Below are 21,442 nucleotides of genomic sequence, written 5' to 3' on the forward strand. Positions count from 1 at the left end.
CATTATTCTGATGCTTGATGCCGATTGTGGTCTAATAAACGCTTGTTATTTTTTTATGAATTTAGTTGAGCATCAATTACTTTTTTGAAACTCTCAAATGGTTGTGCTCCTTTTAATTCAACAAATCCAATTTGATCATTTCCTACAAAGAATCCAGGCGTTCCTGAAACTCCATAATCTCTTCCATCATTAAGATCGTTTTGAATTTCTGGAATATGTTTTCCACTATTAAGACACAAATCAAATAATTCTTGATCTAATTGTATGTCTGATGCATATTGACTGAATAATGATAATGCATCAATAGTTTCTAGATTATTCCAGTTATTTTGATTTTCAAATAATGTATCGTGCATTTTTCTAAACTTGTTTTGATCATTTGCACATTCAGCTGCAACTGATGCAGGTAATGCATTTGGATGTATGCTTTGAATTGGGAAATCTCTAAAAACTAATTTTACCTTACCTTGTTCGATATATTCTTCCATTAGTAATGGTAATGTTTGAATGTGGAATCTTGCACAAAATGGACACTGAAAGTCTGAAAACTCTACAATAGTAATTGGAGCATCAGGATTTCCTATAATTGGATCATTGTCTATTGAAATCTTTACTGGTTCTGCTACTTGTTTAGTAGGTAATTGGTTTTGTAATAGTTTTAGCTCTAGTTTTGCCATGGCTTCATCAAGATCTTCTGTTGAAATCTGGTTTGAATTTAGATTTGATGTGTATGACCCTGCAAAGAATGCTGAAACTCCTACTAGGATTATTATTCCTAATAGTAATCCATTAAACGTAGATTTTTTCACAGAAATTTTTTCATTATTATTTTGATTTATTTCTGAATCATCTAAACTCATTTTAATTAAATCCAAATCTAGTATACTTAATCGTATTGCCAAATCTTTGATTTGATGTGATATAGAAATGAAAAGCCAATGACGGGATCTGAACCCATGACCTATTGATTACAAATCAATTGCTCTACCAGGCTGAGCTACATTGGCACGAAGTAGGATGAATTTTTTGAAGGTTTAAAGTGTTACCTGTGGTTAATTTGAAAATGATTTTATTCTAAAACCATCAAATTCACCGTCAGTTTATAATAATGCCATATTTTGACACATGTTATGAGGTACATCGAACCTACTAGAGTTAAATTTTTGATGATTATGTTTTTCACAACTGGTATACTTGGTATAATTATAGGATTATCTGGTTTTACTCCTCCTTCATTTAAGATGATGATCACTTTCATGGGTGTGATAAATATTGGATTGGGTGCATTTTTCACATTTATCTATCTGACTCAGACTCGAAAAGATCCTGATAAACGAAAGAAGAAAAGAAAAACTGATTAGACCTTTTCAACAATTTTTAGAATTATTTCAAAGATTTTAGTTCAATTAAAGTATAAATAATAACTCTCTATCATGAATTCAGAAATGCTAGATCTAGTTGCAAAAAATTTGTTTCTTACAAAAGGTAAAGGAGTTCATGAAGATAGACTAACTAGTTTTGAATATGCCCTAAGAGATGCAGGTATTGCTGGAACTAACCTTGTATTAATTTCAAGTATTTTCCCTCCTAAGGCAAAATTAATTTCAAGAAAAGAAGGGCTGAAGAAAATTTCACCTGGCCAAATTCTATTTACAATATATTCTAAAAATCAAACAAATGAACCACAAAGAGTATGTGCAGCATCTGTGGGTCTTGCTCAGCCAAAGGATAAGGATAGATATGGATATCTTTCTGAATACGAATCTTTTGGACAAAATGAAATTCAAGCAGGTGATTATGCTGAAGATATTGCAGCACAAATGCTTGCTTCTTCTTTAGGAATTCCTTTTGATGCTGATAAAGCATGGAATGAAAAGAGACAACAATGGTTAATTTCTGGTGAAATTTACAAAACTCATAACATTACTCAAACTACAAAAGGTGACAAAGATGGAAAGTGGACGACTGTTTTTGCAGCAGCAGTTCTTTTACTATAACTATTTTTTATATCCTTTAAGATAAAACAATGCGGCTGCTATTGCAACTATTGTAATTATAATTACAACTAAAATTGATTCATCAAATTCTTGTTTTTGTGCTTTGAGATTTTCTCCTCCTAATGAAAATTTCAATTCATCACTGTATACGGATGTCTCTTTACCAAAAATGAATTTCCCTTGAATCCTTTCTCCTTCTTCAGGATCAAAAATCCATCCTTTTTTTGTAATGTCTGTTGGAATTTTCTCATTATCTATGATTTGAGTTGGAATTATATCTCCTCTAACATCTGAAACTTTGGTATTTTCAGAAGATAACACCACCACTTGGATGATTGAATTTAGAGGATAAAATCCTGTGGAGAAATATTTTGATCTTTTTAGTTCATCTGTTTTTAAAAATTCTAATGGACTGATTTTATCTATACTTGGTGCTAACCCTGAATATGATGTTGATATTCTTAATTGAAGTAATGATTTGCTGTCTAATGGTATTATGGAAAATGTCATCTTTGCATTTTCTTCTGTTGAGAGATTCTTTGCTGAATCATAAAATCCTCCAGAATCTCTAATTATCTTTGGAATTAGAACTGCTGATATTTTCTCATACATTGAATATGTGTCTTCCATAGGCATGGTGTATACTGCTGAAATAGTTCCTTTACCTGAAATCACTCCTGATGTCTCTAGTGCTGTATTTGTTTCATCACTAGGTTGAATAAATGTAGAATGTAGTTTTGCTTTTGTATCAAAAATTTCATTTATTTCATCAATGAATTGATTTGATATTTTTAATGTAGAATTTTGAATTTTCAAAAAGTTTGTATCTTCTGGATTTCTTTTAACGTTAATTAAAATACATGACTCACCCGCAACACCTAAAACACATTTATCTTGATTTGTTATTACAACTGCTGAAATGTTTCCATTTTCTCTAATTCTTTGCTCCAACTCTGATGGAATTTTAATTTCTTGAATGCTGGTACTCTGTAATGTGATTGACGCTGTCACATTTTGTGATATTCTTTCATCTATGATTATTTGTGCCGTTTCTTGAAATGTTGCGAGATTCATTTCTTGAGAATATGCATAATTTGTTGAAATCCCTGTCATTGCAATAATTGCCAAGAAAATTATCTTTTTCTGCATCGGTTGTGTTTCTATATGTGAAATTATTAAATTTACTCATCTTTAGGCCATTTTTTTATCTGTCATCTGATTTTTCCGTTTTTTTAACATGGGTAATCTAGTAACTAATATTCCCATCAATCCAATTATTTGGATAGTATGGCATTAATTTCAGTCCTTGTGGATCTTTTTCTTAATCCCGTAATTCAATTAATTGCAGTTTTGAGTGCGTTTGGAATTGGACTGTTTCAGGGAATAATTCTTGGTAGGGCAATATTGGTGAGATTCCCTCGTCTGCAAAATCATGTTAAAACTGTATCCGTCACTATGTTTGTTTTATTTTTAATAAATGCAATTCTGAGTGTTCCAAGATTTGCCTCCCCTGATAAAGTAAGTCTGTCAAATTTATCTGCAAATTCTCCTGCAGAGTTTGCATCTACTCTTTTTTTGATTTTTGGGATGAATACTGGATTTTTGACTGTACTGGCAATTTCTGTAACTGTGATGAGTTTTGTTGTATTGAAATTTACAAATCTATCTGGTATATCCAAAGGGTTTGTTTTCTTTTTCAGTGCACTTTTGTTGATATTGACTGCTGTAAGTCGTTTCACTGATCTTACTCCTAGCACTTTTGAAGTTTTATTATATTTTCTGTATCAGTTAGGAATCACCATAGGAATTCTTGCGGGCTCTATTAGAAAGATAAAACCTAAAAAATTGGACCTAAAATAATTTCAAAGGTTTAAATCTGATTGTCTTTGTGTTTGAATTGACATCGAATTCAAACCGTTCGGGGAACAAGCCGGCAGTCCATGCGTTGGACTGTCGGCCCCATTTATTCTAAAATTTAATTCAAAGATGAGAGTGTTCTTACTTGCTTTTTTACATAATCAAATCCTTCTTGCCAGAATTTTGGACTAGTGATATCAAATCCATGTTCTGAAAGAAGTTTTTCTGGTTTTTTAGAACCTCCAGCTGCAAGAATATTGATGTATGCTGGAACAAAGTCTTTACCTTCTTTTTTGTATCTCTGGAATAATGATAATGCAAGCAAATTCCCAAATGAATATGCATAGCAGTAAAATGGAGTATGGTAAAAATGAGGAATACAACTCCATTCTATTGCAAAGTCATCTGACAAACTAACTGAATTCCCAAATTGAACTTTGAGATTTTTCAAATATGTTTTTGAAATTTCATCTATTGTGGTACCTTCTCCAATTTGTTTATGTGCGTCAACTTCAAAGATTGTGAAAAATGATTGCCTTAGTATTGTTGCATACAAATCATCAATTTTCTCTGATAACATTGCCTTTTTCTCATCATCTGAAATTTTGTTTGATAGGTTATCGTATAGGAGCAATTCTGAAAAAGTTGATGCCGTCTCAGCTAGAGGAAGAGGTGCATCTTGAACAAGAATAGATCTATCTTGTGCAGCTTGACTATGTACTGCATGACCTAATTCATGAGCCAAAGTAAACACATCTCTTGATTTGCCTGTGAAATTTACCAATACGAATGGTGTGATTTTGGGAGTTAGAGTGCTACAAAATGCCCCATCTCTTTTTCCAGGTCTTATACCTGAATCAATATGGTTTTCATTGAATACTTTACGTGCATGTTCTTCTAATGTACTGCTAAATTTACCCAGTGACTCAAAAACTAATTTTACAGATTTATCATAAGAATAGTTTTTTTCTTTGATGTTGGCAGCTGCTGGGGCATACAAATCATACCTACGTAGTTTTTTCATTTTTAGCATCTTTGCTTTTTGAACAAAGAATTTCTGAAACACTGGTGAATTTTTTTTACAAACTGAAAGTAACGAGTCTATAGTTTTATCATCTACATCATTTCCGATATTCCTCATTGATATTGGAGATTTGTATCCTCTAATCTCAATTCCCTCATCTTTCCAATTTTGAACAATATTTTGGTAAATTTCTCCTACCACTCCTTTATTTTGTGAATATTTTGAAAGAATTGTTTTGTAAGCTGTTTCTCTAATTTTTGGATTTGTACTTCGAACATAGTTTGTAAGTTCTTCTCTTGTCATTGTTTTTACTTTGTTTCCAACTTTCATTTTATATTCAAAAGAATTTGTAATTTTGTCATACAGTTTTACAAGTGCTGATATTCCTGTTACATCTAATGTGTTTATGATGCGTTCTTCAGGTTCACTTAGTGCATATTTTGCAAATAATCTTTTATGTGAAAGATATTCTTTAATTTCTCCTGTATCTTTCATGAGTCTTTTGGCATTTTTTTCATCAACTTGTGTTTTCCACCATAAGTCAAAAAATAAAATCTTGTTTGATATTTCAGACCCTAGTTTTGACATTTTGGTCATTAATGATGTTGCTTCATCTGATTGTGTGTCAGAAGAATATGATAGTGATGCATAACCTCCAATCCTACTCATGTTTTCTGAAATCTCTTCGACTTGATGAATGATATTCATAAATTGTTTAGATGACATTTTAGGATCTAATTTTGATTTGATCTTTTCAAATTTTTCTGCCTGTTTTTCTAATTCTTTAATTTGTTTTTGAAATGCAGGACTTTTTGGATTTTTCACTAGTTCTGTTAGATCCCATTTGCCTAACTGGTATGATGACATCTGAGTTTGCTGTTTTGTGACTATTAAAAAATGAATATATGAATCAGACTTTGGGTCCTCATATTTTTAGAATTTCTTGAGAAATTTTGATAAAATTCAATTTTTTTAAAGATTTGTTCCTAAAAACTAGGCTCGATCTGTCTCTCAAAAACTCAGTAAATAAGTCGTTTATATAGGAAATGAATAGCACAAAAGGAGTAATCTTTATGGTTTTAGAAATTGTCAATGCAGATTCGACCTGTGGTCGATGTGGGAAAAATTCCATGTTAACTGATAATGTTACAGGAGAAAGATTTTGTGGAAAATGTGGTTATGTAATAACTGAGACATTGCAAGATTCTGGACCTGAATGGAGATCTTTTTCAAAAGAAGGCGGAGCAGATCCAACAAGAACTGGCGCTCCTACATCTTTGGCAATGCATGATAGAGGTCTTGCAACTATTATCAGTCCTATGAATAAAGATTCTTCTGGAAAACCACTTACTTCAACAATGAAGAGTACAATTGAAAGACTACGAACTTGGGATAGTCGAAGTAAAGTAAATGCATCATCTGACAAAAATCTTAGACAAGCATTAAGTGAATTATCTACATTAAAAGACAAACTTTCATTATCTGATGCCGTTATTGAAAAGGCATCATACATTTACAGAAAAGCATTAGAGAAAGGACTTGTAAAAGGTCGTTCTATCTCTGCATTAATTGCTGCATCTCTATATGCTGCATGTAGAGATACTGAAACTCCAAGAACACTAAAAGACGTTTCAGATGCAGGTAACATTAAGAAAAAAGATATTTCGAGATGTTATAGAATTTTACATCAAGAGTTGGAACTAAAAATGCCTGTAGTTGATCCAGTACAATGTGTTGCAAGAATTGCAAGCTCTATTGGAATTACAGAAAAGACAAAACGATTTGCAGTTAAAGTACTCAAAGATGCACAAGCACATGAAGAATCTGCAGGAAAAGATCCTATGGGATTAGCAGCTGCAGCACTTTACTTGTCTTGTGTAAAAAACGGTGAGGATAAAACTCAACGAGATATTGCAGAAGCTGCAAATGTCACTGAAGTAACAATTAGAAATAGATACAAAGGCTTAAGATTAGACCAAAATATGGATACGATGGGAGGAAAATAAAATAATGACTCAAACTAAACCTATTATTGCAATTGTGAATGTTGTAGCCTCTGCAACAATTGAACAAAAATTAGACCTTGTTGATATCACTAAAAAATTCCCAGCAGTTGAATACCATCCTGAACAATTCCCAGGTGCAGTATTCAGACTAAAAAGCCCAAAGACTGCTACATTGCTCTTTGGCTCAGGAAAGATGGTATGTACAGGTGCTAAATCTCAAGAATTGGCAGAAACTGCTGTTTTTGAAGTTGTGAAAATCTTACGAAAAGGCAAAATCAAAATTAAAAATGATCCTATAGTTTCAATTCAAAATATTGTATCTTCAATTAATCTTGGTGGTAAAGTAAACTTGGAGCAAGCTGCAAGAACTCTTCCTAGAAGTATGTATGAGCCAGAACAATTCCCTGGATTAATTCACAGAATGCTTGATCCAAAAACTGTAATTCTAATTTTTGCATCAGGTAAACTAGTCTGTGTTGGAGCAAAACTTGAAAAAGATGTACATCGCTCTGTTAACCAAATCCATGCATTACTTGAAGAAAAAGAATTAATGGTTTACGATTAAAATCGTAAAAAATAATTTCTAATCTAATTCCTCAGATTATTCTGGATGATAATATTCTTCATGAATGTAGCACCATTTCCAAATATTGTCTGGAACTGCTTGCATTACAGGATGTCCTGTTTCTTCAAAGTGTTTAGTTGCATGTTTGCCCATTGATGAATCACAGCAACCAACATGTCCACACGTTAAACACATTCTAAGTGCAACTATTGGTAGATGCTCTTTTTCACACTCTTGACAATTTTTTGTATTTTGAGATACATTTCTTTCTTGAGTGAAATGTTCGCATTCTTTTGTCATACTAGTATTTTTTCAAAGTATCTTTGTATCTCTTTATTGATTCTATGATTACAATTTTAGCTTCTTTAGATGATTTCCATCCTAAAATCTCTACTTTTTTCCCTTCCAAGTCTTTGTAAACTTGGAAAAAATGTGCAATCTCTGAGCGATAATGGTCTTCAATATCTGTAATATCTGCAGTGTGTAGATAACGTGGGTCATTTGTTGCAACACAAATAATTTTGTCATCTAGTTTTCCATCATCTTTCATTTGAAGTAATCCAATTGGTCTTGCTTCAATCAATATGCCTGGATATGTTGGGTTTGTAACTAGTACAAGTGCATCAAGTGGATCTCCATCATCAGATAATGTCTGAGGGATTAATCCATAATCTCCTGGGTAGTGAAATGGTGAAAATAATACTCTGTCTAATTTTATCATGTTATGTTTTTTATCATATTCGTACTTGTTCATAGATCCTTTAGGAATCTCTACTATGGCATTGATAATTTCAGGAATATCACTACCTGATTCTATGTCGTGCCAAAAATTCTTACTCATTTTCTAGCTCTTCATTTAGATATTCAGTATATGAATTCTATGAAATATTCTGCAGATTTGAATTTAGTAAAAATCTTTTATCTTGTTTTATTGTGGATTTTTCATGGCAAAAATTGTAGTCATTGTAGGTTCTGTTAGATCTGAAAGACATGGAATTAAAGTAGCCAAATGGGTTGTATCAAAACTAGAAGAGACTGGCCATCATGTATCACTTGTAGATCCTCTAGAGTTGGATTTACCAATCCTTGACAAGATGTACAAAGAGATGGACTCTCCTCCTGAAAAATTACAAAAACTGCAAAAAATCCTTAAAGAAGCAGATGGGTATGTTCCAATTACACCTGAGTATAATCATAGTGTTTCATCAGCATTGAAAAACACATTAGATTATTTTCTTGAAGAATATTTTTTCAAACCTTCTGCAATTATTTCATATTCTGTGGGTGTATTTGGAGGCATTATGGCTGGAAACCACCTCCGTCAAATATTGGCCGAGATGGGAACTCTTGCAATTTCATCACAACTTCCAATTTCTAAAGTTCATGAGGTATTTGATGCCGATGGAAAATTATTAGACAAAAATTACGAAAGAAGATTTTCTAGATTCTTAAAAGAATTTGAATGGTACATGTCTGCGCTATCTAAGCAGAGAGAATCTGGAACACCTTATTGATTATATTAAATCATTAGAATTTGGGATTACTTTGTAAATTTTTACAATATAATCCCCTTCAAAGATATTTACAAATTCTCCTGAATTGGAATCTAAGTTTCTAACTCTGAATTTGTATTCATAAGAGCCATCCCCTTTAGCATCTACTTGTGCAAAGTGAACTGGATCTTCTCCTTTGTAAAATTGAATAATTACTGGATATCTTTCAGCAACATCTGATGCATCTCCTCTAACCGTTCCCCATGGGAGTTGATTATCCTGTGGTACATTCATTGTTGTTGTTGTTTTTTCTAAACTCACTTTTTCATTTATTGGAGTTACTGTAATTTGATTGGTCTCAGCCGAAATATCTCCTGGGATTGTCATTACTCCAAACACTGTCATAATTGATGCAATTAACAAGATGCTGGTTTTTACATTCATTTCATTCATGGTTTTTCAAACTCATTTAAAAAATTTGTTACTAATTCATTCGCAATTTAATTATGGTAACTCTTCCTCGATATCACAACATGCTTTGTGAACCCACTGATCTTTAGAATTTTTTAAAATCTCTTTACCTGTTTTGATAGTGTCTCCACACTCTACACATTTTCCATTAAATCTTGCCTTCATGCTTCTCTCTTCATTTTAATCTAATTTTAATCAGAGTATTGGGGAAATCTGATTTTTGAATATCTTCTACTCTAGGCTCACATTATATGGCTGATTTTACCTCTCTTTTTGTCATAAATGCATGTTACATTTTGCCTATTTTGGTGATTTCCCTTAGGCTGGAAAGGACATCATCTGTCTGAAAAACATGTGACAGTATTGTTATATTGATGAAAGTGTAACAATAATTGCTTACAAATGACTACTGAATCACAGATCAATCTATTTGATGATGAATCCGATACTGCCATGTATAAGCATAAACTGACTCTTGAAAAAATAAGAAATGAATTAATTAATTTTGGTCTTACAAAAAGCCAAGCAAAAGTTTTCATCTATCTTGGCAAATATGGTTCCAAAACTGCATCTGAAATTGCCAAAGCGTTACAATTACCTAGAACTGAAACGTTCATTTAGTTAACTCATTACAAAATTTGGGATTAGTTGTTGCAGAATTATCTCATCCAACAAAGTACACTGCAATGGATATGAAAGAAGCTGTTTCTACATTAGTAAAGCAAGAACAAGAGAGAATCGATGTTTTAGCTGATAAAGAAGAATCTCTTTCTCAAATGTGGAAGGAAATACCTTTCTTTGCTGTAGAGACAGATGAATCAAAATCTGAAAAAATGCAATTGTTGCATGGTACTGGTCCTATAATTAACAAAATAAAAGAAATGGTAAGTAATAGTCTTGAAGATTTCAGAATTTATGGTAGCGTTTCAGATTTACTTCGAATGTATCATGCTGATGTATTTGATTGGATTGAAAATGTTCCAACTGATCTTAAGATAGTTGCTTCACCTGTAAATAAAACTCCTGATTTTTTGTCTGAGATGGAATCCTCAAAAATTAAAGCACTTCCATCTAATTCTGAAAACAAATGTTTCATAATTAATGACAAAAAAGAAGTCTTGATATTCATGCGAAATGCAACACATCCAACAAGACAGACTTTTGCTTGGTGGTCTGATTCTGAAACACTAGTAGATATGATGATTTCTCTCTTTGATTTGTCTTGGGAAAAAGGCGAAACTCTGTACTAGTAATCCTTGTTTGAATAATTCTTTATTTTGTTAATTTCTTGTTTCTGAAATCAAGTCTAGGCATTCTTTTTTCTCCATATTGTATTTTTCATGATTTTTCACAAAATCTTTGATGGCTTTGGCTATCATGTTTGCATCTAGATTTTCTTTATTTTTTAGAATTGTCTCTAATAGTACTTCTTTGGCTGATTCAACTTGAATTTTCCTTTGGTATATGTCCACAGACTCAGTTTGTCTTTTAGATTTTAATGATTACTACTGGATTATACTAGAATAGAATTTTGTCATTTTGGACAATTTTTCAGTTAGTATTTAATGACATGTGTTTGTAAACCATAGCATATGGATTCCAGAGATATTGTAGATGACGTCAATGCTTTATTGAAGTTGGATGTTGGTGACCCTTATAGATTAGAGCATATTAAACAGACTTTCATTCAAAATAAAAAAATCTGGATTACTGATGAAAATTATCTCAAAAATTTACGAGAAAAATATCTTGTTAAACATACTTCTGATGTACAAACTGATGAGATTGTTTTTGAAAATGAACCTGAAAATAAAGAAACAATTCATTGTTGGAAATGTGGAAAACAAGGTCCGTTGAGTGCTAACTTTTGTATGATTTGTGGATCTTCTATTTTTGAAGTAGGTGCAAACCCTCAACCAATTCCTGAATCAAAATCTTTTGGCAGTTTCTCAAAATCTGTTCCGCTAAAAATTCCAATTATTGTGGGAATTCCTGTTTTGATATTGATAATACTGGGTGCTGGTTATTCTCAAGGATATTTTGATAGTGCATTTGATTCATCACCTAATACAATTTCTAGCCCTGTAGTTGAGGATGAAGATATTTTCTATGGTGAATTTGATTCAAAATGTGGCCCTGGCACTGTTCTTGATCCTGAAACAAATGCATGTAGAGTTGGTATTGTAAAAACATCTGATTCCTCTGGGTTTGATTCAAAATGTGGCCCTGGCACTGTCTTTGATTCTAAATCTAATTCTTGTATTTTGGAATAGGTGAAATGGTGGACCGAATGGGATTTGAACCCACGACCTTTGCGGGAAAGTGTTTTCCTTACGCAGTGTGAGTGCGTCATCCAAACCAAACTAGACGACCGGTCCAACTAAATTGCTCAATTAGGAGTTTTTTTGTCTTTGCTATGTGATTATGTTACAATTACCTTGATCTTTTTTACTATTTTTGAAAATAATTTTCATGTCTCTGCAAGAGTTTGATGCCTTAATTGATAGGATGAAGTTGGCCTTTGAATATGCTGATAATTTAGGACAATATGTAGAGGCTGCTAGAGTTTTGTATCAAATGAATGATCAACTCCCTGAGGATCTACAGTTGACATTTGAGGAATTGGAGAATCCTGAGGCTGCAAAATCATTTGTAAAGCAATACAATGGTGAATTAAAATCTGTAATTGTAGACTATAGACAAAGATTAATGATTTCTTGATTCTATTTCTTAACCCCGAGATTTCTATTCTTTAATCTCAAGTATGGATTTCTACATTTTCTACATCGTGTAGCGCCTATATCGTTTCTAGCTCCACATTTGAAGCAAATTCTCATTACAAGACGTGCTTGTTGTGCAATTCGTTTCTTTTCTGGATCTGTAATAGGCATTAATTTTCTCCTTTATCTCTCTCTTTTATTCTAATCGGATTTTTCCATCTTTCCTGCTAGTAACACTGGTACTTCTGCAGGTCTTTTTGCAACAGGAATGTTTGCTTTGTTAAACATTGATACTTTGGATTCAGCTGATCCATAATTTCCCATTACAATTGCTCCGGCATGCCCCATTCTCTTTTCTTTAGGTGCTGCCCTTCCTGCAATGTATGCCACTGTTGGTTTGTTAAATCCACAATCGATAATTCTTTGAGCTAACATTTCTTCAGAGTCCCCCCCAATTTCTCCAACTATTACCAATCCTTCCATATCTGGAATGTCTTTTACCATTTCAAATGCATCAATTAATCTTGTTCCATTAACTGGGTCCCCCCCAATTCCAATAGTAATCGATTGACCGAATCCTGAATTTGTGAGGGCATCTGAAATTTCATAAAGTAATGTTCCACTTTTTGATAATACTGCAATTTTTCCTGCCTTAAATGGCATTGGTGGCATGATTCCAATCTTGATTAATTCTGGAATCATTATTCCCGGAGTGTTTGGTCCGATGATTGTTGCACCTTTTTTGTTTGCTAAATCTAATGCCTCCATAGTATCTCTAATTGGAACGTGTTCTGGAATTGCAACTAGTAATTTGATTCCAGCATTTAATGCATCTTTAGCTGCTGCAAGGAAGAATTTTGCTGGAACAAAGATTATTGAAATTTTTGCATCAGTTGCATCTACTGCTTCCTGCATGGTGTTGTAGATTGGTATACTCTCATTCCATGTTTGTCCTCCTTTACCTGGTGTAACTCCTGCTGTTATGTTAGTTCCATACTCTAGCATTTTTCCTGCATGTAGTGAACCATATGATCCAGTAATTCCTTGAACTATGACTTCTTTATTTTCATAATCTGAATCTCCTGGTTTTCCTTTTAATAATTCAAAAATATCTATCATTTCTTTATCCCCATTACTGCTGCGTTAATTGCTTCTTCTACTGAATCAAATATGTTGGTTCTAGAACCTTGTAGCATTTCTTTTGCTTTTTCTGATTCTGTTCCCTTTAGTCTTGAAAATACTGGTAAATCAATTAGATTATTTTCATATGCTTTAAGAAATGCTTCAGCCACAACTGTAGTTTTTACAATTCCTCCATAGAGGTTTACAAGAATTCCCTTTACTCTTGGCAATTGACTGATTAATGTTAATGCTTCATACACTGATTCTGTTGTTGCACCGCCACCGACATCGAGGAAACATGCGGGCTTTCCACCGTTATCTGATAACATGTCTAATGTTGACATTACAAGTCCTGCACCATTGCCAACTACTGCAATGTCTCCATCAAGTTCAACTAGGGAAAATCCGCTCTTTTCAGCTTGTTCTTCTATTGCTGTTTTTTCTTGGTATTTTTGTAATTCTGGATGTCTAAAATTACTATTGTCATCTGTTACAAATTTCCCATCTAGTGCCATGATTGAATCATCTTGCATTATTGCCAATGGGTTTATCTCAACAAGTTCTGCTTCTTTTTCAATTGTTAATTTTGATAATTTTTTTAAAGTGTCAACAAATTGCTCTGCTGTGATTCCTTCTAGTCCCATTTCTTTTGCAACTTGTCTTGCTAATTCATCTGAGACGTCTCCTAATCCTACCTCTTTGATAATTTGATTTTTGACTGATTCAATTTCTACACCGCCTTCAGCTGATGCGATAATGGTGTAGCATCTTTTTGAACGATTCAAAAATATTGAAAGGTATAATTCTTTTTTAATATCTGCCATCTTTTCAAGTAGAATTGCTCTTGCTTTCTCTCCTTTAATCGTCAAGTCCATAACTTGTGGATATTTTAGCTCAAATTCATCATCGTTTTGGCATTTTTGAATTCCACCTGCTTTTCCTCTGCCTCCAACAGGCACCTGAATTTTAATTACAAATGGATATCCTAATTCTTTTGCATGTTTACGTCCCTCTTCTATGTTAGTTGATGAGATGCTCTCAAGTAAGTTAATTCCATATTCTCGAAATAATTCCTTGGCTTGAAATTCAAGTAATTGCATGCAGAAATTATGAAATTTACGGTCTTTATTAACTATGATACTATTTCAGTTGTTCATCTAGAAAATCAATCATTTCTAAAAAGCGATCTTTACTTTTTCGTAATAATTCTTGAGGGTACTCTTCTATGGTAAATACAAATTGTTGATGAAAACTTGGAACTAGAATTCCTCCTGATGTGACCATTTGTTCAATTACATATCCTTTGGTAAGTGTGCATACAATTTCTTCATAAGATTCTTCTTCTTCTTCGAGAGTTTGTCTGTACAGAACAATTGGTCTGTTTGTTTTTGCAACAATGCTTGAGCCTTTTTCTAACAGATCTGATAGCTGCTGAATTTGCCATGCATCAAGGCTAATCTGTTTAACCATATTATGAATAAGGGATTTTTCTATTTAACCGTGATAAAACAACACCTCTTCACTATTTGTCGTGTATAAAGTCACTTTAATTTTGAATTTAAAATAAAGAAAATGATTTGGCACTTAGGCCATATCTAATGCTCTAGAATGTTTTCTTGTATGTGGTCTCTCACCTGCATACTTTCTTCGCATGTGTCCTGATGGTCTACCATAGATTAGTTCTAGGAACCAAGACTCATGTTCTATCTCTTCAGCCAAGATATCTTTTGCAATATCGTATGTGACAGGATCTTTTCCAAATGTCATCTGGCAAACTTTGTTCCAGTTGACAATTGCTCCTTGTTCTGCTTTGAGACATTTTTCTAGAATCGCTTTATGATCTGTTGGATTTGCTGGAAGTTGTAAGAATTCACAGCCAGAAATTTTGATAAATTCTGTTGCGTCATTTGGAAGAGTTCCACCTAGTTGGTAGATTCTCTCAAGACATGATTCAAAGTGACTAAGATCTTCTAATCTTGCATCTTCGATAATTCCTTTCAATCCTTCCCCTTCTATGCCTGTACAATGTGCTCTGAGATTGGTAAAGTAATAGTATGCAGTAAATTCTACTGCAGCATTTTTGATTAATTCCTTTAACAATTCATCAACATCTAGGCCATTTTGTTTTAGAACGTTAATTCCAACAACATTTGGGGTTGATTCTGACATTTGCTTATGAGATTTCTAAATGTAATAAAAATATTGCATTCATTTTCAAATTCTATTCTACAGAAATTTTGATTTTTTGACCATCAATATCGTCTTCTTTGTATTCCTTGCAAGATTCTGTAAAGTTAACTTGTTTTACTCTGACCAAAAATGCTAGTTCTTCAGCTTTCTCTTTCATCATTTCAAGGGACTCTTCATCTAATTCTAAAATTGATGCAACTTCTAAAACATCAGTTGGTGTGTATCCTCTCTCTTTTCTAAGTGTTTGAAGTCTCCTTGCAATATCTTTCACTAATCCTTTTGCCATCATCTCTTTGTTTCTTAATGTGGAAATAATTACAGTATAGTTATCTCTTTTTGCAGCTGCATAATTTTCACTTGCATCAAAATCTATTATGAAATCTTCGTTATCTAGTGAGATAGTTTCTCCATCAATGTCAAAATCATATTTTGAATTTTTCTCTAGTGATGAAATTATTTCATCTGGATTGATTTCATTAAATGTAGAAACAAGTTTTCCCATGTGCTGTTTTGCTTTTGGGCCAATTCGTTTTCTTTCTAATTCAATTACTCCTTTGACCGGTAATCCTAATTGTTTTAATTCCAGAATTTGTTCTAACCCTGATTCTTTTTCTGTTTCAGTAATTGTAAATTTCTCAACATTTAGTTGAGATTGTAATAATTCCGATAATGATTCTAGTTTATTTTTCTGACCTTTCTTTACACAAATCTGTGCCTCATTTAATGGCCATCTTCTTTTCAGTTTTCCTTTCATTCTAGCAGCTGAAGAAATTGATACGATATCTTTCATGATGTCAAATGACTCTTCAATTTTTTCATTAACTAGATCTTCTTGGTATGTTGGCCATTTGTCAAGTAGAATACTTTGTTTTCCTGGAAATATTGATTGATAGAGATGTTCACTTGTAAATGGACAAAATGGATGAATCAGAATATCTAATGTTTTTAGAACTTCACTTAGGACTGCATAAATTGCCAATCTTCTGTTTTTCTTTTCATCTTCTTCATCCCATAGTTCTCCTCTAGTAATTGGAATGTAGATTTGACTGAGGTTGTTAATGATAAAGTCATCAATTGCCTTTGCTCCTTCGTGAAATTTACATGATTCATTTTTCTCAGTAAGAATCTGAATTAGTTTTTGAAGTTTTGATAGTACCCAGATATCTGGAGATGTAAGCAAGTCATTTTGCTTTGCCCATTTAATTGAGTTTGAATTGTCAAAATTATCATATTGACTGTTTTGCTGGAAATACAGGTGTAAATTGAATAGTGTGTTAATTACCTGATATGGTCTTGACATTAATTCCTCTGTGCTAAAACTTAGGGGCTCAATTGGACTTGCTTTCCACATAAAATAGAATCTAATCAGATCCACTGGATATTTTTCAAGTAATTCTGCTCCCTCTAGGACATTACCTTTACTTTTACTCATTTTCCCTCCGTTCTCATCTAACACATGTCCTTGAAACAAGAATGCTTTGTATGGTGGAGTTGCTGCATTGTTTAAAATTACATTTTCAATTAGCAATGTGTATGCCCAACCTCTAGTTTGATCAATTCCTTCTGTAAAAAATGGAGCCGGAATTTCATTTGCATATTCTTCATCTGTTAGCGAGGAATAAGGTGCAGAGCCACTGTTATGCCAAGTATCTAAAACATATTCTTCTCTTTTTGTATTGACTCCATTACATTTTTTACATTTCACTGTAATGTTGTCAATCCATGGTCTGTGTAATTCAAAGTCAGGCCCATCTGGCAATTTGTCTGCAGCATCTACAATATCTTTTCTAGTAAAGAACCAGTTTTTCTCACCACAATCTTCACAATTCCAAACTGGTAGAGGACAACCCCAAATCCTTTCTCGAGAAATACACCAAGGATGTCTTTCTTTAATAATTCCAAGAAATCTGTTTTTTGGTTGCTCAAAAAAGTATTCTACACTTTCTGCGGCATCAATTGCTTTGTTATCTAATCTATCTAATTTGTAAAACCACCCTCTTCTTGCAAGCCAAACAATTGGATGGTGTGATCTCCAACATAGCGGATACTTGTGTTTGATTTTACCAATTTTTACAAGAGCATTGCACTCTTTTAGATCCTCAACTATGGGTCTGTCTGCATCTCTGACAAACATCCCTTGATATTTCCCTGCTTTTTCTGTGAATTTCACTTCATCATTAATGGGGCTAAAAATTTTGACTTTACGTTTATTTGCAATTTTAATATCTTCTTCACCGTTTGCAGGTGATAAATGTACAAGACCGCTTCCTGTGCTGGCATCTACAAATGTCTCAGCTACTGCCACATGATAATTATCTAATTTTGAAATTTCATTTAATTCTGGAATTAAATCTAATAATGGATGAATGTATTTTTTCCCTTCAAATTCTGAACCTTTTACAGTTTTCTCAATTTTGTATTCTTCAATTTTTACTTCTGCCATGAACTCTTCTAATCTTGTTTTTCCAATTACCCAAGTTTCATTTTCTACTTTGACATAGGCATAGTCTTCTTTAGGTTGTAATCCTACCATGGCATCAGTAACAAGAGTAAATGGCATTGTAGTCCATACTATCAAAAACGCATCTTCATCCACTAGCTTGACTTTGTAGTATAGGGATGGATCTTTGACTTCTTCATATCCTTGGTTGACTTCTGCATGACTGAGTGATGTTTGACAACTTGGGCAGTATGCAATTACAGTAAAGTCTTCTTCTAAAATTTTATTTTCATATGCTTTTTTGAGAACTTGCCATTCTCTTTCAATAAATTCATCTCTAAATGTCCAGTATGCTTTTTCATGATTAAATGACATTCCAAGTTGTGTATCTACCTCAACCCATGTTTTGTTGAATTTTTCTACAACTTTTTTACATTCAGAAACAATTCTTTCAATTCCAAATTCTTTGATGGCTTCGCTTTTTCCACCTGTAACTCCTAATTCTTTCTCAACTTGTAATTCTACTGGGAGTCCTTGTGTATCCCATCCACCGTTAAATTCAATTTTTTTTCCTTGTAATGTGTTGAATCGATACCACAAATCTTTGATTACTCTACCTCTGAGATGTCCTGCATGTGGGATTCCATTCATAGTAGGTGGGCCCTCAATAAATCGAATTTTTTCAGGTTTATCTGATGCAAAAATCAATTTTTCTAAGTCAATTGATTTGATGTATTTTCTAACTTCAGATTCTATTGCTTTGGCATCGAATTTTGTAGAAAGTTCCATCTAAATTTTAGAATGTTTGTGGCATTATAAAGCTAAATTGATTTGTTGAGACTTGGATTATATAATTGAGAAAAAGATAATTTTTGTTGGTAAATGTCTTAGTGATTGGTTCTGGTGGAAGAGAACATGCATTATCATGGAAGTTATCTCAAAGTAATAAAGTTGAAACTGTTTTTACTGCTCCTGGAAATGGCGGAACTGAAAATAATGTTCCAATAAGTGTGGATGATTTAGACGGATTAGCAGATTTTGCTCAAAAAAATAATTGTTTTACTGTAGTTGGACCTGAAGACCCTTTAGCTGCTGGAATTGTTGATAAATTTAATAAATTAGGTCTCAGAGTTTTTGGACCGTCACGCCAAGCGGCTCAACTTGAATCAAGTAAGATTTGGGCAAAAGACTTCATGAAAAGAAATGAAATCCCGACTGCTCGTTTTGAAATATTTGATGATGCTCAAAAAGCTCAAGAATATGTGAAATCACTTGATTACAATGTAGTTGTGAAGGCCGATGGATTAGCCGCAGGAAAGGGAGTAATTGTTTGTAATAGTAATGATGAGGCAATTTCTGCAATTCAAACAATTTTGGTAAACAAGACATTTGGTGATGCTGGAAATAGAATTATCATTGAGGAGAGAATTGATGGAATTGAAGCCTCATACATTGCTCTTTCTGATGGGGATGTTGCTATTCCTATGGCTTCTAGCCAAGATCATAAGAGAATTTTTGATAACGATGAAGGCCCAAATACTGGAGGAATGGGTGCATATTCTCCCACTCCGATAATTGATGATAATTTAGCAAAAATAATTCAAGAAGAAGTTATTGAAAAAACTATCCATGCGATGAAAAAAGAAGGGATTCTTTTCAAGGGATTTTTGTATGCTGGAATTATGATTCAAGATGGTAAACCGTATGTTTTAGAATACAACGTTCGAATGGGTGATCCTGAATGCCAGCCAATTACTATGAGAATGGATTTTGATTTGTATGATTATTTTGTAGCAAGTGTTGATGGTACATTATCTTCTTTACCTCCAGCCACTTGGAAATCACAATTTGCTGTGTGTGTTGTTTTGGCATCAAGGGGGTATCCCGAGGCATATTCAAAAGATGATGAGATTACTGGTTTTGATTCTGTTCCGGAGGATGCAATTGTTTTCCATGCTGGAACCAAAAAATCTGGAGAAAAGATTCTTTCAAATGGTGGACGTGTATTGGGGGTAACTGCATTAGGTGATTCATTACAATCTGCAATCACAAACGTATATGCTGCAACTGACAAAATTATTTGGTCTCAGAAATTTCATCGAAAAGATATTGGTCAAAAAGGTCTTTCTTATCTTTGAGTTTGTATCATTTGATCTTCTGTGACAATCCAATCCATCAATATGTCATGATCTGATTTTGGAATCTTTTTGATAATCTGCTTTTCCAAGGTAAGAGAAATTGTTGTAGTTTTGTTTTCTGCCAAAAATTTATCATAGAATCCATAACCATAACCTAGTCTGACTCCGCTATGATCAATTCCTACAGTTGGCACTAAAATGACATCGAGATTGTTATTCACTGGACAATCATCTTTTGGTTCCATAATGTCAAAACTGCCGTGTTCTAGGCTTGAAAAATCAACAATTTTTCTAAATTCCATGGTTTCACCCGTGACTTTGGGTAGGAAAATCTCTTTTCCTTCACTGATTAACTCTTGGATGATATCTTGAGTAAAAATCTCACTTCCTATTGGATAGTATACTCCAATTTTCTGAGCATTTTTGAAAGCATAAATTTTTCTTAATTTTTTCTGAATAATTCCACTTGCAATTTTTAATAAATCAAAAGATGTGTTATCTCTTGTTTCCAAAAGCCTATTTCGCAATGATTCTTTTTCTGGGTTTTTATCCAATTTGACTACTCAATGATGCTGCTGTAATTGTATTTTTCAATAGCATTGCAACTGTCATGGGACCAACTCCTCCTGGAACCGGTGTTGCAAATGATGCTTTTTGAATTATTTTTTCATAATCTGAATCCCCTACTAATTTTTCTTGAAATCTTGAAATTGCAACGTCAATTACAATTGCTCCTTCTTTGATCATATCTGGGGTTAGTGTGAATTTGTTTCTGTCTCCTACTGCAGTGATGATAATATCAGCATTTTGACATAGTTCTGATAAATTTTTAGTTTTAGAGTGACATGTCAATACCGTGGCATTTTTTTCTAATAATAAATGATATAGCGGTTTCCCTACTAGGTTACTTCTATTAATTAACACGACATTTTTTCCTTCTAGGTCTATTCTGTGATAATCAAACATCTCCATTATTCCTGATGGTGTACATGCAACTAATGCTGCTTTACTCATGGCAAGTAAACCTGCATTATGTGGAGTTAAGCCATCTACATCTTTTAATGGTGATATTCTTGATGTAGTTGCAAATTCATCTAGTTGTTTTGGTAGTGGAAGTTGAACTAAAATACCGTGAACTGATTTGTCTGCATTTAATTCATCAATAATTTTGGTTAATTCTGATTGAGTTATGTTGGCATCAAGTTTGTGATCTTTTGTGGTGATTCCTACTTCTTCACATGCTATGTGCTTGTTTCTAACATATGTGGCAGAAGCTGGATTGTCTCCGATTAATACTGTGGCTAAACAAGGCGAAATCCCTTGATCTTTCAACACATCAGCTGCTTTTTTGACCCTTTCCTTGACTGATTGGGCGATAATCTTACCATCAATTCTAATGCCTACCATGAACTGCTTTTT

At 33.3% G+C, this 21,442-nt stretch carries 27 protein-coding genes and 2 tRNA genes; 10 read left to right on the plus strand and 19 right to left on the minus strand.

Annotated elements, in window-relative coordinates:
• Positions 1-53: 53 nt before the first annotated feature.
• Together ACW9W4_RS05080 and ACW9W4_RS05085 are read right to left on the minus strand one after the other, a co-directional pair.
• Positions 54-860 carry a DsbA family protein gene (locus ACW9W4_RS05080; protein ID WP_457761390.1) on the minus strand — a complete coding sequence of 269 codons (807 nt, stop codon included), beginning with the start codon at positions 858-860 and terminating at the stop codon, positions 54-56.
• 73 nt (positions 861-933) lie between these two features.
• Positions 934-1,007 (minus strand) — tRNA-Thr (locus tag ACW9W4_RS05085).
• A 123-nt stretch (positions 1,008-1,130) separates the two neighbouring features.
• Here ACW9W4_RS05085 and ACW9W4_RS05090 point away from each other — a divergent pair.
• A complete protein-coding gene (locus ACW9W4_RS05090; RefSeq protein WP_179362234.1) occupies positions 1,131-1,361 on the plus strand; it encodes a hypothetical protein in 231 nt (76 codons plus the stop codon).
• 84 nt (positions 1,362-1,445) lie between these two features.
• Positions 1,446-1,997: a pyruvoyl-dependent arginine decarboxylase gene (locus tag ACW9W4_RS05095; RefSeq protein ID WP_457761391.1), complete on the plus strand. Its 552-nt coding sequence runs from the start codon at positions 1,446-1,448 to the stop codon at positions 1,995-1,997.
• Here ACW9W4_RS05095 and ACW9W4_RS05100 read toward each other — a convergent pair whose 3' ends face one another.
• From ACW9W4_RS05100 to ACW9W4_RS05110, 3 genes are all read right to left on the minus strand, one after another.
• A complete protein-coding gene (locus ACW9W4_RS05100; protein ID WP_457761392.1) occupies positions 1,998-3,146 on the minus strand; it encodes a hypothetical protein in 1,149 nt (382 codons plus the stop codon).
• Between the two features lie 281 nt (positions 3,147-3,427).
• Positions 3,428-3,736, minus strand: coding sequence for a hypothetical protein (locus ACW9W4_RS05105; RefSeq protein ID WP_457761393.1), 309 nt, complete (start codon positions 3,734-3,736; stop codon positions 3,428-3,430).
• A 236-nt stretch (positions 3,737-3,972) separates the two neighbouring features.
• Positions 3,973-5,745, minus strand: coding sequence for a M3 family oligoendopeptidase (locus ACW9W4_RS05110; protein ID WP_457761394.1), 1,773 nt, complete (start codon positions 5,743-5,745; stop codon positions 3,973-3,975).
• Between the two features lie 206 nt (positions 5,746-5,951).
• Between ACW9W4_RS05110 and ACW9W4_RS05115 the strand changes: the two genes are divergently transcribed.
• Positions 5,952-6,884, plus strand: a complete 933-nt coding sequence (locus ACW9W4_RS05115) for a transcription initiation factor IIB (RefSeq protein ID WP_179362229.1) — start codon at positions 5,952-5,954, stop codon at positions 6,882-6,884.
• 4 nt (positions 6,885-6,888) lie between these two features.
• Positions 6,889-7,449: a TATA-box-binding protein gene (locus ACW9W4_RS05120; protein WP_179362228.1), complete on the plus strand. Its 561-nt coding sequence runs from the start codon at positions 6,889-6,891 to the stop codon at positions 7,447-7,449.
• Positions 7,450-7,485: 36 nt separating this feature from the next.
• Here the strand turns inward: ACW9W4_RS05120 and ACW9W4_RS05125 are convergent, their stop codons facing one another.
• Together ACW9W4_RS05125 and ACW9W4_RS05130 are read right to left on the minus strand one after the other, a co-directional pair.
• Positions 7,486-7,749, minus strand: a complete 264-nt coding sequence (locus ACW9W4_RS05125; RefSeq protein WP_457761395.1) for a UBP-type zinc finger domain-containing protein — start codon at positions 7,747-7,749, stop codon at positions 7,486-7,488.
• A gap of 1 nt (position 7,750) precedes the next feature.
• On the minus strand, positions 7,751-8,290 hold the full coding sequence (locus ACW9W4_RS05130) for an inorganic diphosphatase (protein WP_457761396.1): 540 nt from the start codon (positions 8,288-8,290) through the stop codon (positions 7,751-7,753).
• 103 nt (positions 8,291-8,393) lie between these two features.
• Between ACW9W4_RS05130 and ACW9W4_RS05135 the strand changes: the two genes are divergently transcribed.
• Positions 8,394-8,963 carry an NADPH-dependent FMN reductase gene (locus ACW9W4_RS05135; protein WP_457761397.1) on the plus strand — a complete coding sequence of 190 codons (570 nt, stop codon included), beginning with the start codon at positions 8,394-8,396 and terminating at the stop codon, positions 8,961-8,963.
• On the opposite strand, the gene ACW9W4_RS05140 is transcribed toward ACW9W4_RS05135, so the two are convergent.
• Both ACW9W4_RS05140 and ACW9W4_RS05145 read right to left on the minus strand, forming a co-directional pair.
• Positions 8,964-9,395 carry a hypothetical protein gene (locus tag ACW9W4_RS05140; protein WP_457761398.1) on the minus strand — a complete coding sequence of 144 codons (432 nt, stop codon included), beginning with the start codon at positions 9,393-9,395 and terminating at the stop codon, positions 8,964-8,966. It abuts the gene before it with no gap.
• Positions 9,396-9,446: 51 nt separating this feature from the next.
• Positions 9,447-9,578, minus strand: coding sequence for a hypothetical protein (locus ACW9W4_RS05145; protein WP_457761399.1), 132 nt, complete (start codon positions 9,576-9,578; stop codon positions 9,447-9,449).
• A gap of 237 nt (positions 9,579-9,815) precedes the next feature.
• Here ACW9W4_RS05145 and ACW9W4_RS05150 point away from each other — a divergent pair, with 237 nt between their 5' ends.
• Complete coding sequence (locus ACW9W4_RS05150; RefSeq protein WP_457761400.1) at positions 9,816-10,034, plus strand: helix-turn-helix domain-containing protein; 219 nt, start codon at positions 9,816-9,818, stop codon at positions 10,032-10,034.
• Between the two features lie 17 nt (positions 10,035-10,051).
• Complete coding sequence (locus ACW9W4_RS05155) at positions 10,052-10,663, plus strand: TrmB family transcriptional regulator (protein WP_457761401.1); 612 nt, start codon at positions 10,052-10,054, stop codon at positions 10,661-10,663.
• A 30-nt stretch (positions 10,664-10,693) separates the two neighbouring features.
• Here ACW9W4_RS05155 and ACW9W4_RS05160 read toward each other — a convergent pair whose 3' ends face one another.
• Complete coding sequence (locus tag ACW9W4_RS05160) at positions 10,694-10,885, minus strand: hypothetical protein (protein WP_457761402.1); 192 nt, start codon at positions 10,883-10,885, stop codon at positions 10,694-10,696.
• A gap of 120 nt (positions 10,886-11,005) precedes the next feature.
• On the opposite strand from ACW9W4_RS05160, the gene ACW9W4_RS05165 reads away from it, so the two are divergent.
• Positions 11,006-11,686 carry a zinc-ribbon domain-containing protein gene (locus tag ACW9W4_RS05165; protein ID WP_457761403.1) on the plus strand — a complete coding sequence of 227 codons (681 nt, stop codon included), beginning with the start codon at positions 11,006-11,008 and terminating at the stop codon, positions 11,684-11,686.
• Between the two features lie 6 nt (positions 11,687-11,692).
• Here the strand turns inward: ACW9W4_RS05165 and ACW9W4_RS05170 are convergent.
• Positions 11,693-11,791: transfer RNA gene (locus tag ACW9W4_RS05170), tRNA-Val, on the minus strand.
• A 94-nt stretch (positions 11,792-11,885) separates the two neighbouring features.
• Here ACW9W4_RS05170 and ACW9W4_RS05175 point away from each other — a divergent pair.
• Positions 11,886-12,134 (plus strand): hypothetical protein, encoded by a 249-nt coding sequence (locus ACW9W4_RS05175; RefSeq protein ID WP_457761404.1) that lies wholly within the window; start codon positions 11,886-11,888, stop codon positions 12,132-12,134.
• Between the two features lie 2 nt (positions 12,135-12,136).
• Here ACW9W4_RS05175 and ACW9W4_RS05180 read toward each other — a convergent pair whose 3' ends face one another.
• The 6 genes from ACW9W4_RS05180 to ileS all read right to left on the minus strand — a co-directional run bounded on the left by ACW9W4_RS05180 (position 12,137) and on the right by ileS (position 18,674).
• A complete protein-coding gene (locus ACW9W4_RS05180) occupies positions 12,137-12,304 on the minus strand; it encodes a 50S ribosomal protein L40e (RefSeq protein ID WP_179362213.1) in 168 nt (55 codons plus the stop codon).
• A 30-nt stretch (positions 12,305-12,334) separates the two neighbouring features.
• The gene (locus ACW9W4_RS05185) at positions 12,335-13,252 is read right to left on the minus strand and encodes a succinate--CoA ligase subunit alpha (protein ID WP_457761405.1); all 918 of its coding nucleotides are present in this window, start codon (positions 13,250-13,252) and stop codon (positions 12,335-12,337) included.
• On the minus strand, positions 13,249-14,355 hold the full coding sequence (locus ACW9W4_RS05190; protein WP_457761406.1) for a succinate--CoA ligase subunit beta: 1,107 nt from the start codon (positions 14,353-14,355) through the stop codon (positions 13,249-13,251). The genes ACW9W4_RS05185 and ACW9W4_RS05190 overlap by 4 nt, the downstream gene beginning before the upstream one ends.
• A gap of 40 nt (positions 14,356-14,395) precedes the next feature.
• Positions 14,396-14,725 carry a hypothetical protein gene (locus tag ACW9W4_RS05195; RefSeq protein ID WP_179362210.1) on the minus strand — a complete coding sequence of 110 codons (330 nt, stop codon included), beginning with the start codon at positions 14,723-14,725 and terminating at the stop codon, positions 14,396-14,398.
• 114 nt (positions 14,726-14,839) lie between these two features.
• Positions 14,840-15,424 carry a DNA protection during starvation protein gene (gene dps, locus ACW9W4_RS05200; protein ID WP_179362209.1) on the minus strand — a complete coding sequence of 195 codons (585 nt, stop codon included), beginning with the start codon at positions 15,422-15,424 and terminating at the stop codon, positions 14,840-14,842.
• 52 nt (positions 15,425-15,476) lie between these two features.
• The gene (gene ileS, locus ACW9W4_RS05205) at positions 15,477-18,674 is read right to left on the minus strand and encodes an isoleucine--tRNA ligase (protein WP_457761407.1); all 3,198 of its coding nucleotides are present in this window, start codon (positions 18,672-18,674) and stop codon (positions 15,477-15,479) included.
• Between the two features lie 86 nt (positions 18,675-18,760).
• Here ileS and purD point away from each other — a divergent pair, with 86 nt between their 5' ends.
• Positions 18,761-20,023 (plus strand): phosphoribosylamine--glycine ligase, encoded by a 1,263-nt coding sequence (gene purD, locus ACW9W4_RS05210; RefSeq protein WP_457761408.1) that lies wholly within the window; start codon positions 18,761-18,763, stop codon positions 20,021-20,023.
• Here purD and ACW9W4_RS05215 read toward each other — a convergent pair.
• The gene (locus tag ACW9W4_RS05215; protein ID WP_457761409.1) at positions 20,014-20,577 is read right to left on the minus strand and encodes a 5-formyltetrahydrofolate cyclo-ligase; all 564 of its coding nucleotides are present in this window, start codon (positions 20,575-20,577) and stop codon (positions 20,014-20,016) included. The two genes, purD and ACW9W4_RS05215, sit on opposite strands and share 10 nt — an antisense overlap.
• Positions 20,570-21,430, minus strand: coding sequence for a bifunctional 5,10-methylenetetrahydrofolate dehydrogenase/5,10-methenyltetrahydrofolate cyclohydrolase (locus ACW9W4_RS05220; RefSeq protein ID WP_457761410.1), 861 nt, complete (start codon positions 21,428-21,430; stop codon positions 20,570-20,572). The genes ACW9W4_RS05215 and ACW9W4_RS05220 overlap by 8 nt, the downstream gene beginning before the upstream one ends.
• Positions 21,431-21,442: the final 12 nt, after the last annotated feature.

The organism is Candidatus Nitrosopumilus sp. bin_7KS, from assembly GCF_054095835.1.